The organism is Micromonospora sp. NPDC002575 (assembly GCF_042889525.1).
GTDB lineage: Bacteria > Actinomycetota > Actinomycetes > Mycobacteriales > Micromonosporaceae > Micromonospora > Micromonospora carbonacea.
In genome coordinates this window covers 21,837-34,596 of sequence record NZ_JBIARA010000035.1, presented here as the reverse complement: position 1 = coordinate 34,596, position 12,760 = coordinate 21,837, and the positions used below count along the sequence as shown (strand labels likewise).

Here is a 12,760-nt window from a genome sequence, read left to right as displayed (position 1 = left end):
CCACCCCCCCCCTGGGTGGGGCCCCCCCCGCGGGGGCCCGCCCCCGGGGGGGGCCCCCGGGGGGGGGGGGGCCGGGGGGCGGGCGGGGCGGCCCCGGGGGCCCCCCCCCCCCCGCGCCGGGTTGGCGTCAGCTGCCGAAGAAGACCTCGGCCTCCTCGTAGCGCTCCAGCGGCACGGTCTTCAGCTCGCGGGTGGCCTCGGCCAGCGGGACCCGGACGATGTCCGTGCTCTGCATGGCGACCATCTTGCCCCAGTCGCCCTCGTGGGCGGCGTCGATCGCCTGGAGGCCGAGCCGGGTGGCGAGCACCCGGTCGAAGGCGGTCGGGGTGCCGCCGCGCTGGATGTGGCCCAGCACGACCGTGCGGGCCTCCTTGCCGGTCTTGGCCTCCAGCTGCTCGGCGAGCCACTGGCCGATGCCGCCGAGGCGGACGTGGCCGAAGGCGTCCAGCTCCTGGTTGTGCAGGACCATCTGGCCGTCGAGCGGCTGGGCGCCCTCGGCGACGACGACGATCGGGGCGTACTGGTGCTGGAAGCGCTTCTCGACGTACCCGGCGACCTGCTCGACGTCGAACTGCCGCTCGGGCAGCAGGATGACGTTGGCGCCACCGGCCAGGCCGGCGTGCAGGGCGATCCAGCCGGCGTGCCGGCCCATGACCTCGACGACAAGGGTGCGGTGGTGGCTCTCGGCGGTGGTGTGCAGCCGGTCGATCGCCTCCATGGCGATGTTGACGGCGGTGTCGAAGCCGAAGGTGTAGTCGGTGGCGCCGAGGTCGTTGTCGATCGTCTTGGGCACGCCGACGACGTTGACGCCCAGCTCGTGCAGCTTGGTGGCGACGCCCAGGGTGTCCTCGCCGCCGATCGCGATCAGCGCGTCCACGCCCTGCTCGGCGAGGTTCTCCTTGATCCGCTCGACGCCGTTCTCGATCTTGAACGGGTTGGTGCGGGACGAGCCGAGGATGGTGCCGCCGCGCGGCAGGATGCCCCGCACCTCGGCGATGCCGAGCGGCTTGGACAGGCCCTCCAGGGGGCCCTTCCAGCCGTCCCGGAAGCCCACGAACTCGTGACCGTAGGTGGCGACGCCCTTGCGGACCACCGCCCGAATGACCGCGTTGAGACCCGGGCAGTCGCCGCCGCCGGTGAGCACGCCGATACGCATGATCTGCTCATCCTCCTGGAGCATCAGGTGAAGCCCGATTTGCCCCAGGATAAGTGTCGGATCAGACCTCGGCACCGTTGCCGGCCCGGGGCGGGCCGTCCCTGCGAACTGTAGCCGCCGCGACAATCCGCCGGCAGCGCGCCCCGGGCGGCCGGGCGCCGCCGGGGCTCAGGGCCGGGCGCCGAGGGCCAGGGCGGGCGCCGCCGGGGCTCAGAAGGTCACCTCGCGGTTCTCCCCCCGCCCGCGGCGGCTTCCCGGCACCGCCGCCCTGGCCAGGCCGAGCAGGTTGACGACGCTGCCGCCCGGGGAGTCCCAGTACTCGGCCGAGCCGGCGTGCACCTTGATCAGGGTCAGCCCCGGGGTGTCCGGGCCGGCGGGAAACCAGGTCTTCAGCAGCGGGTGCCACAGCCGCTCGGCGTGCCGGCGGTCGTACCCCTCCTGGGCGGTGCCGGCGATCGACACCCAGGCGTGGTTGCGCTGGTCGGCGAAGGCCACGTTGACCTCCGGGTTGACCCGGATCTGGCGCACCTTGGCCGAGTCGGCGTACGCGAAGAACCACAGGTCGCCGTCGAACTCCGCCTCCTGTAGGCCCATGGGCCGGCTGACCAGCCGGCCGTCCAGCCCGGTGGTGGTCAGCGTGCAGATCCGCGCGGCGCGTACCAGCTCGGTCACCCGGCTGCGGGCGTCGACGGCGCTGGGCGGCTCACTGCTCATGGCGGCACTCCCTCGATCGGCTCCTCGCCGACCCGTGCCCCCGAGCGCACCCGCCAAACCTGTCAGCGGGCCGTCATCGCGCGCCAGCGGGCGAGGTTGTGCCGGGCGTCGACCAGCGCGTCGTGCCGGGCCGCGTCGGCGTTCGGCAGGGGCGGCCGGCCCCGGTCGTCCCAGAGCTGACGCAGCTCCTTGGTGAACCGGGGGATCTCCCGGGGCAGCCCCGGCATCGAACCCCAGAGCTGGGCCAGCACCACGTGGTCGTACGCGGCGTACCAGGCCCACAGCTCCAGTTGCTCGCCCGGCCGGCCCCGGATCGGCTCCAGGAGGAAGTCGTAGAGGTCGTCGCGGATCCGCTCCCGCGACCGCCAGGCCCGGTCGGCCGGCGAGGGGAGCCGGTCCAGGACGTTGCGGCGCACCCAGGGCACGGCGCGGGAGTCGTCGAACTCCGTGGAGACGGCGTAGAACTCGCGCCCGTTCTCGTCGACGACGCCGATCGACACGAGGTCGACGGTGCGCCCGTCCTCGATGAACTCGCAGTCGTAGAAGTAGCGGTATACCATCGCCCGCCATCCTCGCCCACCCGCGCCACCGGCCGCCAGCCGGGGGCGCGTACGCCGCGACGTGCCCTGCGCCGCAGCTCGGGACTGTTACGGAAGTGTCGCCGGGGGTGTACAGCGGGCGACCGGGACGTCATGATCTGATAAGTGCCGCTACCGGACACCGAACCGGTTCGCGACCTCGCGGCGGGGGCTGACGGGTTCACCCGGCCGCGAGTTGAGGTCCTTTACCGGGGAGGGGTTGGGCCGTGGAGATGCGCCTGCCGGAGCCGGGTGACGCGCTCACGGGTGTCGAGATGTTCGCCGGCCTGGAGCCGGAGGTGCGGCAGCGGGTGATCGCGGCGGCGGTGCCGCGCACGTACCGCAAGGGCCAGTTGCTCTTCGTCGAGAACGACCCCGGTGAGTCCCTGATCGTGCTGCGCCGGGGCGCGGTGGCCGTGTTCCGCACCGCGCCGACCGGCGAACGGGCCGTGCTGTCGGTGGTCCGGCCCCCGGACGTGCTGGGCGAGGTCTCGCTGCTCGACGCCTCCACCCGTTCGGCGTCGGCCGAGGCGATCGAGGACTGCGCCGCCCTCGCGCTGTCCCGGCCCGCGTTCATGGAGCTGGTGCACTCCAACCCGCGCATCCTCGACGCGGTGATGCGCTCGCTCGGCGGGCTGATCCGCCGGCTGACCGAGCAGAACGCCGACCACGTCTTCCTCGACCTGCCCGGCCGGGTGGCCAAGACGCTGGTGCGGCTGGCCGGCGAGAGCCAGGCCCCGATGATCACCATCGAGCTCAACCAGAGCCAGCTCGCCGAGATGGCCGGCGGCTCGCGGCAGAGCGTCAACCAGGCGATCGGGTCCTTCGCCAGCCGGGGTTGGCTGCGCACCGAGGGCCGGCGGATCGTGGTCACCGACGTGGCGGCGCTGCGCCGCCGCGCGGGCATGAGCGACCGCTGAGCACGGCGGACGCCGGCCGCACCTGGTGGGCGCGGCCGGCGTCAGCGTCGGATCACTTGTCCGGCTCGTCCGCGGGCGGCGCGCTCGGGCCGGGGCCGATCTTCGTCGGGTCGGTCGGCTTGGTCGTCTTCGTGGTCTTCGTGCTGCCCTGGTCGGGGGCGGTGCCCTGACCGTCCGGTGTGTCTACCATGCCCTGTTCCTCCAATGCGGCGAGAGTGACGGCGTCGACGTCGACCGTGTCGCCCGGGGCCCACAGGGTGCCTCGCGGGTCCGTCCACGCGGCTGACAGTCGTACGTGCACGGCACTCTCCTGGCGTTCATGTCCTGAGCGGAAGGTTAGTCTGACCCGGTCGGGCGTACGATCCGCCTGCATATCGGGTAGCCGACTCTGTCGCCTGGCGCGATACTGGGCCCACCTCGCGCTCTGGAGCCGACCATCGACCTCAAGTGTGGACACTGCTCACGCGAAGCCGGTCCGGACGACCGCTTCTGCGGTGGGTGCGGGCAGGCCCTGACCCGTGGCTGCGCCACCTGCGGGCACGCCAACAGCGTCGAGGCCAACTTCTGCACCAGCTGCGGGCAGCCGCTGCGGGAACGGCCGGTGGTGGTGCAGGAGGACCGCCGGCAGGTCAGCGTCCTGTTCATCGACATCGTCGACTTCACGACGTACGCGGAGCGGGCCGACCCGGAGCAGGCCCGCAACCTCCAGCAGGCATACTTCGCCACGGTACGGCGGCTGGTACACCAGTACGGCGGGGTGGTCGAGAAGTTCATCGGCGACGCGGTGATGGCGCTGTTCGGGGCGCCCGTGGCCACCGACAACGACGCGCTGCGCTGCGTGCGGGCGGGGCTGGAACTGCAACGCAACCTGGCCCGCCAGCCGGCCGGGCCACACCCGCCGCTCGGCTTCCGGGTCGGCATCGCCACCGGCGAGGCGCTGGTCGACCTGTCCGCCGCCCGCGACGGCGGGCAGGGCTTCGTCACCGGGGACGTGGTCAACACCGCCTCGCGGCTGCAGTCGCTCGCGCCCTCGGGCGGCGTCGTCGTCGACGAGAGCACCTGGGCGGCGACCCGGCACGACCTGGAGTACGCCGACCGGCCGCCGGTGACCCTGCGGGGCCGCTCCGCGGTCAGCCGGATCTGGCTGGCGGTGCGGGCGCTGCCGCAGCGGGACCTGACCACCGCCGAGCTGACCCCGATGGTCAACCGGGAACACGAGCGCGGCCTGCTGGTCAACGCCCTGCACCGCACGGTGACCGAGCGCACCTCCCAGCTCGTCACGGTGTTCGGCTCGGCGGGGGTCGGCAAGAGCCGGCTGCTGCGGGAGCTGGCCCGGCACGCCGCCAGCCTGCCCGGCACGCCGGTCACCTGGCTGGTCGGGCAGTGCCCACCGTTCGGCGAGAACGTCACGTACGCCGCGCTCGCCGACATCGTGAAGGGCTGGGTCGGCGTGTCGACCGTCGACGACGCGACGGCGCTCGGCGACCGGCTGCGGCAGCGGCTGGCCCGGCTGGGCGATCCGCACGCCGTGCGGCTGGCCGACCCGCTCGGCCCGCTCCTCGGCCTGCCCGGCGAGCGGCTCACCCCGGGCGAGACCGAGACGTCCTGGCGGCGGTTCCTGCTCGCCCTGGCCGAGGCGGGGCCGACGGTGCTGGTGTTCGAGGACATGCACTGGGCCGACCAGGCGATGCTCGCCTTCGTCGAGCAGCTCGGCGCGGCGGCCCGGGGCGTGCCGCTGCTGGTGCTGGCGACCGCGCGGCCCGAGCTGCGGGAGCGGCACCCGGCCTGGACGGGCACGATCAGCGGGGCGATGTCGATCTCGGTGCCGCCGATGCACGACTCCGACATCGACACCCTCTACTCGCTGCTGCTCGGGCAGTCCGCGCTGCTGCCCGCCTCCCGGGGCCCGCTGATCGAGTTCGCCGACGGCAACCCGCTCTACGCCCAGGAGTACGCCCGGATGCTGCTCGACGGCGGGCTCGTCGACCCCGCCGGGCGGGCCGACCCGGCCCGTACGCCGGAGATGCCGCGCACGGTGCAGGCGGTCATCGCCAACCGGCTCGACCTGCTCGACCCGGCCGACCGGGCCGTGCTCCAGGCCGCCGCCGTCGTCGGCGTGCAGTTCTGGCCGGGGCCGGTGGCCACCGCGCTGGGCCGGCCGGTGCGGTGGGTGGAGCGGGCGCTGGGCCGGTTGCAGCGCCGGGACCTGGTGTACGAACAGCCCAGCTCGACGATGCCGGGCCAGCCCGAATACCGCTTCCGGCACGTCCTGGTGCGCGACGTGTGCTATCAGCGGCTGCCCCGGACCGAACGGGTGGCGCGCCACCAGAGCACCGCCGACTGGCTGGAGCAGGTCACCGACGGCCGGCAGCAGGACCTGGTCGAGGTGCTGGCCAACCACCGCTGGGCGGCGCACGAGATCGCCCGCACCGTCGGGCTGGACACCGCGCCCTACGCCCCGGCGGCGCGGGCCGCGCTGCACCGGGCGGCCCGCCGGGCGTACGAGCTGCACGCGCTGGACACCGCCGCGACCCTGATGGGGCGGGCGCTGGCCCTGCCCGGCGGGCCCGAGCCCACGCTGGAGCTGTTCGACGCCGAGCTGGCGCTGTTCCGCGACGGGGACGCGTTCCTCGTCGACGGCGGCGCGCAGCGGCTGGCCCGGCTGGCCGGCGAGCTGGCCGGGGCCGGCGAGCCGACGGGGGCGGCGCGGGCCTGGACGCTGCTGGCCACCGCCGCGTGGCGGCGGGCGGACCGGGCCGAGACGCTGCGTTGCCTGGACCGGGCCATCGGCATCTACGCCGACCTGCCCGACAGCGAGGAGAAGGCGAGCGCCCTGCTGGAGCTGGCCCGGGTGCACATGCTCAACGCGGAGACCGAGCCGGCGTGTGCGGCGGCCCGGACCGCGGCGGGCCTGGCCGAGCGGCTCCAACTGCGGGAGGTCAGCGCGAGCGCCCGGATCACCCTCGCGGTGGCCCGTTACCTGTCGGGGGTGCCGGAGGCGTACGCGGAACTGGTCGAGATCACCGAGCACTGCCGGGTGGAGCGGCTGGCCAGCCGCCGGCGGGCGGTGCACAACCTGGCCTGGGCGTTGCAGGAGGAGGGCGACCTGGCCGGCTCGGCGCGGCTGGTGGACGAGCAGCGCTCGTTGGACCTCGGCGGCGAGCACAGCCTCACCGCGAGCTTCGAGGACCAGTGGGCCCGGTCGTACTACGCCGGGGACTGGGGCGCGGCGGCGGACCTGGCGGCCGAGTCGACGCGCCGGCCGACCGGCGAGTGGGACATGCACATCGTCGCGGTGTCGGGCTGGATGCGGACGCTGCGCGGCGACCCGGAGGCCCCGGCCGACGACGGCGGGCCGGACCAGGTGGAGCGGGCGGTGGCCGCCGGGCGGCGGTCCGGCTTCCACCGGGTGCTGCGGTCCACGCTGGCCCACGCCGCGCTGTGCCGTGCCGTGCAGGGACGCGAGGCCGAGGCGCTGCGGCTGCTCGCCGAGCTGGACGAGGACTGGCGGCGGACCCGCGAGATCCCGTTCGCCGAGTGGGTGCCGGCGATCGGCCACGTCGCGGTGGTGCTCGGCGGGGACGCGGCCCGGCGGGTACGCCGGCTGCTGACCTCCGCGCCCCGGATGACGCCCTGGGCCCGGGCCGCCGGGCAGGCGGCGGAGGCCGCGCTCGCCGGGTCGGCCGGCGACGCCCGGGCCGCCGCCGAGCTGTTCCGGTCGGCGGCAGAGCAGTACCGGCGCATGGGCGACCTGACCGACCACGTGCTCGCCGCCGCGCTGTCGGTGCCCACCCTGCGCGAGGTGGACCCGGCGGGCGCGGCGCAGGTGCTGGCCGAGGTACGCGGCTTCGCGGCCCGCAACCACGCCCCGGGCCTGCTCCGCCTCGCCGGCACCACCGACTAGCCCATCGGCTGCCCCCGCCACGGGCCCCCAGGCCCACCGGCCCCCCAGTCCCACCGGGCCCACGGACTCCACCGCGCCGACCGGGCGACCGGGCGACCGGCTCCAGGGCGACAACGCCATGCCCCCCCGACCACCCACTGAGGAGGGAACGGCCGCCGACCGGGCACCCGCCCTCCCCTCCTACGGCCGACCAACACCGCGAGGCCCCGAGGCCCGACCCTGCGGTACGACACATATGGAGCTGAGTCGGATACGACATCACCCCCCGCCCCGCCTCCCCTCGCGCCGGTGATCAAGAGAATTGAGTCATCGCAGAGATCAACTCTGACGCTTTTCTCTTGATCACCGGCGCGACGGCGCGGGGGCAGGGCGCGGCGGTGCGGGGGCAGGGCGCGCGGCGCGGGACAGGGCGCGCGGCGCGGGGCAGGGCGGGCGGGTGGTGCTGGTGGCGGGCCGGTCACGGGGCTTCTGTTGGCAAGCGATTAGCGAAAACCGACATTGAGGCCCCGCCCCGACCTGCGGCAGGGTCCTTACTTCGTACGGCGCGCCACAACGCACTCCCGGAAGGGGGCCCTGACGTGTCACGATTCAGGGCACGGCGTGCGGGGCGCCGGGGCGACCGCACCGGGAGGTGCGCGAGGGAGGATGTCCGGTGTCAGCGGGTAGGGCCCGCCGGGGACGGCGGGACAACGGGCTCGACGCGAGCGAGTACGCCGTCGCCGGCGACGTGGATCCGCGCGTGGGTGAGCACCTGCTCGACGTGCTGGCCGCGGGCGGCATCGCCGCGTACCTGCAACCGTCGGCCGACTTGAACCCTGTCACCCGCACCACCACCGTCCCGGCCCGCCCCGTGGACCGGCTCTACGTCGACCGCTCGCACCTGACGACCGCACGCGACTACCTCACCCAGCTCGCCGAGGAGACCCCCGCCGGGCCGTCCCGCGACGAGCCCGACGTCGACGCCGAGTGGGCCCGCATCGTGGCCGGCTTCCACACCGCACCGACCGCCGGCGCGCATCCCTGGCCCGCCGCCGAGGACATCGACGACGAGCCCGACGGGCCGGCGGCCGGCACGACCGGCCGGGTCGGCGCGGACGAGGGCGGCACCGCCACCGACGTACGCCGGCTGCCGTGGGCCGCCGACGTCTCGGGCGTCTCCGTGGGCGGGGGCCGGCAGGACGAGCCGTCCCTGCTGGACGGGCTGGACACCTTCGGGGCCGGCCTGCCCGACGACGCCGACGAGCGCTACACCCCGCCGCCGCCTCCGCCGCTGCCCCGCGTCTCCAAGTACGCGGTGGCCGGCGTGCTGGCCATCGTCGCCGGGTTCGTGCTGTTCCTGGAGCCGACCCTGCTGCCGGTGGACCCGTCGGTGGTGACCCTGCTCGGCTTCACCGCCATTCTTGCCGGCTTCGTGACGCTGATCTGGCGGCTGCGCCCCGGCGACTCCGACGACGACCCCGACGACGGCGCCCGGGTCTGACCCGGCCACATACGCCGGGTAGCGCCCCGTCCCCGCAGGCGGACGGCGGATGCCCGAATTGCGGGACGCGCACCGCCCCCGGCGGTGGGCGTAACAGTGGTGTAACTTACTGTCAGTAGGAATACCGCTGTACGTCACTTCACGCACTGGCTGCCCGGTTGTTCCTTGCTCGCGGTGGTCGGTCTCTGCTGATCGGAATGCCCGAGATGCGACAGAGTTCCCTCGTGGTGGTGGCCAACCGCCTGCCCATCGACGACAGTGTGGCGCCCGACGGCGCCTGCGAATGGCGACGCAGCCCCGGCGGGCTGGTGAGCGCCCTGCATCCCCTGCTGCGGCACACGCCGGCCACCTGGGTCGGCTGGGCCGGCGGCACCGGGCCGGCGCCCAGCCTGCCCGACATCGGCAGCGTGCGGATGCGCACCGTGCCGCTGAGCGGCGAGGACTTCCGCGACCACTACGAGGGCTTCGCCAACTCGACCCTGTGGCCGCTCTACCACGACGCGGTCGAGCAGCCGGAATACCACCGCCGCTGGTGGGAGGCGTACCAGCGGGTCAACCAGCGGTTCGCCGAGGCGACCGCCGAGGCGGCCGAGCAGGGCGCGGTGGTCTGGGTGCAGGACTACCACCTGCAACTGCTGCCCGGCCTGCTGCGCGAGCTGCGTCCCGACCTGCGGATCGGCTTCTTCCTGCACGTGCCGTTCCCGCCGCCGGAGCTGTTCATGCAGCTCCCCCGCCGGGCCGAGCTGCTGCGCGGCATGCTCGGCGCCGACCTGATCGGCTTCCAGCGCGCCCAGGCCGCGCACAACTTCGCCCAGCTCGCGGCCAAGGTGCTGGAGCTGCCGTCGACCGACCGGCGCATCGGCGTCGGTGACCGGGTGGTGCGCATCGGCGCGTTCCCGGTGTCCATCGACACCGCCGAGATGGCCGCGCTCGCCGCCCGCCCCGACGTGGTGGCGCGGGCCCAGCGGCTGCGCCGCGACCTCGGCGACCCCGACCACGTCATCCTCAGCGTCGACCGGATGGACTACACCAAGGGCATCGAGCAGCGGCTCAAGGCCTACAGCGAGTTGCTGGCCAGCGGGCACGTCAAGGTGCGCGACACGGTGCTGGTGCAGGTGGCGGTGCCCAGCCGGGAACGGGTCACGCAATACCAGATCCTCCGCGACCGGGTCGAGCGCGAGGTGGGGCGGATCAACGGCGAGTTCGGCCGGGTCGGCGAGCCGGCCATCCACTATCTCACCCAGCCGTTCGACCGGGCCGAGTTGGCGGCGCTCTACCGGGTCGCCGACGTGATGGCAGTGACCCCGCTGCGCGACGGCATGAACCTGGTCGCCAAGGAGTACGTGGCGGCCCGGGTCGACGACACGGGTTCGCTGCTGCTCAGCGAGTTCGCCGGGGCGGCGGCCGAGCTGCCGCAGGCGTACCTGGTCAACCCGCACGACCTGGAGGGGCTCAAGCAGGGCCTGCTCTCGGCGCTCGAGGCCGACCCGGCCGACGTGACGCCGCGGATGCGGGCGATGCGCGAGCACCTGCACCGCAACGACATCCGGGCGTGGGCCCGCTCCTACCTCAGCGCCCTCGACGACGGCGGGTCGCTGCTGACCCACCTCGCCCCGACCGGCTGACCGCTCCGCACCGGCTGACCGGGGCGCTCCGCGCGGCCGGCCGCTGCCGGCGCGCCCTGGACAGCGGGCCGCGCCGGCGGCGGGTCAGGCCGACGGGTGCTCCTTCTCCAGCCAGTCCAGGATCGCGTCGATCGGCTCCCGCCAGCGGACGTCGAGCATCAGGTCGTGCCCCATGCCGGGAAAGAGCAGCGGCGCGCCGCCGTGCCGGCGGGCGGCCCGGGTCAGCGCGGCCGGCGGGACCACCCGGTCGTCGGGGCTGCCCACGACCAGCACGGGCGGGTCGCCGACGGCGGGCTCCGGGTCGCGGTGGGTCAGCAGCTGCCACTGGGCGCGCCGGCCGGCGCGGCCGAGCCGGGCGGCATACCGGCGGGCCTCGGCGTCGGGCAGCTCGCGGCTGAACAGCTGCCGGCGGCTCAGCCGCAGCCCCGCGCCGACGACCGCGGGCAGGGTGCCGGCGGGGTTGCGGCGCAGCGCCGTGCCGAGCGTCGCCCAGTCGCCGAGGACCGGGGCCACCAGCACCGCCGCCCGCGCCGGATAGCGGGCCAGGGCGTGCCGCGCCACCAGGGCCCCGGCGCCGTGCCCCACCAGCACCGCCTGGCGCGGCAGGCCCGCCGCCACCTGGGTCACGTCATGGGCGTACGCCCGCAGCGTCGCCTCCGGCGCCGGCTCGCTGCCGCCGTGGCCGCGCAGGCTCAGCGCGTACGCCGGGAAGCCGCGACCGGCGGCGTGGCCGAGCCAGTGTTCGGCGAACGCCCACGCCCCGTGGCCGAAGCCGGGCACGAACAGCAGCGGCGGGCGGCCCTGCTCGGCCTCGGGAAGGGCGCTGAGCACCTCGCGGCGGGCCGGGCGGACGGGCCGGGCCCACTCCCGGCCGCGCATGATCCGCACCCGCGGCTGCCGGCTCACTTCTCCTCCAGCTCGTGCATGGCGCGCTGGATGGCGCGCAGGTAGTCGGCGTGGCCCACCTCGAACCAGTGCCGGCTGCTGTCCTTGACCTTCCCCGCGTACCGCTCGCCGGCGCCGGCGGTGACCCGCTGCGCGAACGCGGCGGCCCGCTCCGGCCGGCGCACGCGCAGCGCGAGCAGCCGGGCGAACAGGACGGTCTGCCAGTGCGACAGGGTGAAGATCCCCGAGTCGGACTGGACCAGGCCGGCGACGGCGAGGGTCGGGTGGCCGGGGGCGAACGCGTTGAGCCACAGCCGGGGCCGGCCCGACCCGTCGGCGCCGAGCACCCGGGGGTCGAGGAACTCGAAGCGCGGCAGGTAGCCGGTGGCGAAGACGACCAGCTCCGGGTCGATCTCACGGCCGTCGGTGAGCTCCACGGCCTTGGCGTGGAACCGGGCCACGTCCGGCACGGGGGTGATCTGGCCGTGGCCGACGTGGTAGACGAGCTGGCTGTTGGCGATGGGGTGGGTCTCGTAGACCCGGTGGTCGGGCTTGGGCAGGCCGAACCGGGTGAGGTCGCCGACGGTGAGCCGCAGCGCCCAGTGGCAGAGCCACTGCCGCACGCGCAGCGGCACGCGCAGGGCGAGCAGGGCGTCGTTGACCTGGTCGGTGGGGCGGCCGAAGACGTACTTGGGTGCGTACCAGTAGCCGCGGCGGGTGGAGTGCCAGCAGTGGGACGCCTGCTGGGCCGCCTCGACGGCGATGTCGCAGCCGGTGTTGCCGGCCCCGACGACGAGCACCCGCTTGCCGCGCAGCTGCGCCGGGTCCTTGTACGACGAGGCGTGCATGATCTCGCCCCGGAACTCCTCCAGCCCCTCGTAGCGGGGCAGCTTCGGCGACCAGTTGTGGCCGTTGGCGACGACCACGGCGGCGTACCGGGAGGTGCGCTCGGGGCCGTACCCGCCGGTGCTGCGGGTGGTGACGTCCCAGCGGTCGCCGTCGACCGGCTCGACCCGGATCACCTCGGTGCCGAACCAGATGTGCTGGCGCAGGTCGAAGTGGTCGGCGTAGCGCTCGAAGTAGGCCAGGAGCTGGCTGTGGTGCGGGTAGTCCGGCCAGTCGTCGGGCATCGGGAAGTCGGGGAACTGGGTGAACGGGCGCGACGAGATCAGGTGGGTGCTGGCGTAGACGGGGCTGCGGTCGTGCCGCCAGTTCCACGCGCCGCCGACGCCGGTCTCCCGTTCGTAGCAGTCGACGCCGAAGCCGTGCTCGCGCAGGTTCTTCACGGCGGTGAGGCCACTGGCCCCGGCCCCGATGACGCAGACCGTGTCGCCTCGGTCGGAGACCGGTCGGGCGTCCCGGGGCGGGGCGAGCATCGTCGCGTCCGGCTCGGGGCGGCCGGGGTCGGTGGAGGGGGACACCGGATTCTCCTTATGTGCGGCACGAGTGCCGGAATCGTTCTCCTCATGCGCGGCATGAGTGCCGGGTCGCTGCGAAA

General features: G+C 74.6%; 10 protein-coding genes. 4 read left to right on the top strand and 6 right to left on the bottom strand.

Annotated features, from left to right (window positions below; all coding sequences use genetic code 11):
* Nucleotides 1-127: 127 nt before the first annotated feature.
* The 3 genes from ACFYWL_RS30295 to ACFYWL_RS30285 all read right to left on the bottom strand — a co-directional run bounded on the left by ACFYWL_RS30295 (nt 128) and on the right by ACFYWL_RS30285 (nt 2,430).
* On the bottom strand, nt 128-1,156 hold the full coding sequence (locus ACFYWL_RS30295) for a 6-phosphofructokinase (protein ID WP_386979944.1): 1,029 nt from the start codon (nt 1,154-1,156) through the stop codon (nt 128-130).
* 210 nt (nt 1,157-1,366) lie between these two features.
* Nucleotides 1,367-1,870, bottom strand: a complete 504-nt coding sequence (locus tag ACFYWL_RS30290) for a pyridoxamine 5'-phosphate oxidase family protein (protein ID WP_386979928.1) — start codon at nt 1,868-1,870, stop codon at nt 1,367-1,369.
* Nucleotides 1,871-1,932: 62 nt separating this feature from the next.
* Complete coding sequence (locus tag ACFYWL_RS30285) at nt 1,933-2,430, bottom strand: polyadenylate-specific 3'-exoribonuclease AS (RefSeq protein ID WP_386979925.1); 498 nt, start codon at nt 2,428-2,430, stop codon at nt 1,933-1,935.
* 245 nt (nt 2,431-2,675) lie between these two features.
* Here ACFYWL_RS30285 and ACFYWL_RS30280 point away from each other — a divergent pair, with 245 nt between their 5' ends.
* Nucleotides 2,676-3,368, top strand: a complete 693-nt coding sequence (locus ACFYWL_RS30280) for a Crp/Fnr family transcriptional regulator (RefSeq protein ID WP_350671800.1) — start codon at nt 2,676-2,678, stop codon at nt 3,366-3,368.
* A gap of 52 nt (nt 3,369-3,420) precedes the next feature.
* On the opposite strand, the gene ACFYWL_RS30275 is transcribed toward ACFYWL_RS30280, so the two are convergent.
* Nucleotides 3,421-3,558, bottom strand: coding sequence for a hypothetical protein (locus tag ACFYWL_RS30275; RefSeq protein ID WP_386979922.1), 138 nt, complete (start codon nt 3,556-3,558; stop codon nt 3,421-3,423).
* 198 nt (nt 3,559-3,756) lie between these two features.
* Here ACFYWL_RS30275 and ACFYWL_RS30270 point away from each other — a divergent pair, with 198 nt between their 5' ends.
* The 3 genes from ACFYWL_RS30270 (at nt 3,757) to ACFYWL_RS30260 (ending at nt 10,377) form a co-directional block, all read left to right on the top strand.
* Nucleotides 3,757-7,272 (top strand): ATP-binding protein, encoded by a 3,516-nt coding sequence (locus tag ACFYWL_RS30270; protein WP_386979942.1) that lies wholly within the window; start codon nt 3,757-3,759, stop codon nt 7,270-7,272.
* A 652-nt stretch (nt 7,273-7,924) separates the two neighbouring features.
* Nucleotides 7,925-8,752 (top strand): DUF308 domain-containing protein, encoded by an 828-nt coding sequence (locus ACFYWL_RS30265; RefSeq protein ID WP_386979919.1) that lies wholly within the window; start codon nt 7,925-7,927, stop codon nt 8,750-8,752.
* Nucleotides 8,753-8,958: 206 nt separating this feature from the next.
* Nucleotides 8,959-10,377 carry a trehalose-6-phosphate synthase gene (locus tag ACFYWL_RS30260; protein WP_386979916.1) on the top strand — a complete coding sequence of 473 codons (1,419 nt, stop codon included), beginning with the start codon at nt 8,959-8,961 and terminating at the stop codon, nt 10,375-10,377.
* Between the two features lie 84 nt (nt 10,378-10,461).
* Here the strand turns inward: ACFYWL_RS30260 and ACFYWL_RS30255 are convergent, their stop codons facing one another.
* On the bottom strand, nt 10,462-11,256 hold the full coding sequence (locus tag ACFYWL_RS30255; RefSeq protein WP_386979940.1) for an alpha/beta hydrolase: 795 nt from the start codon (nt 11,254-11,256) through the stop codon (nt 10,462-10,464).
* 23 nt (nt 11,257-11,279) lie between these two features.
* Nucleotides 11,280-12,683 carry a flavin-containing monooxygenase gene (locus ACFYWL_RS30250; RefSeq protein WP_386979913.1) on the bottom strand — a complete coding sequence of 468 codons (1,404 nt, stop codon included), beginning with the start codon at nt 12,681-12,683 and terminating at the stop codon, nt 11,280-11,282.
* Between the last annotated feature and the right edge of the window lie 77 nt (nt 12,684-12,760).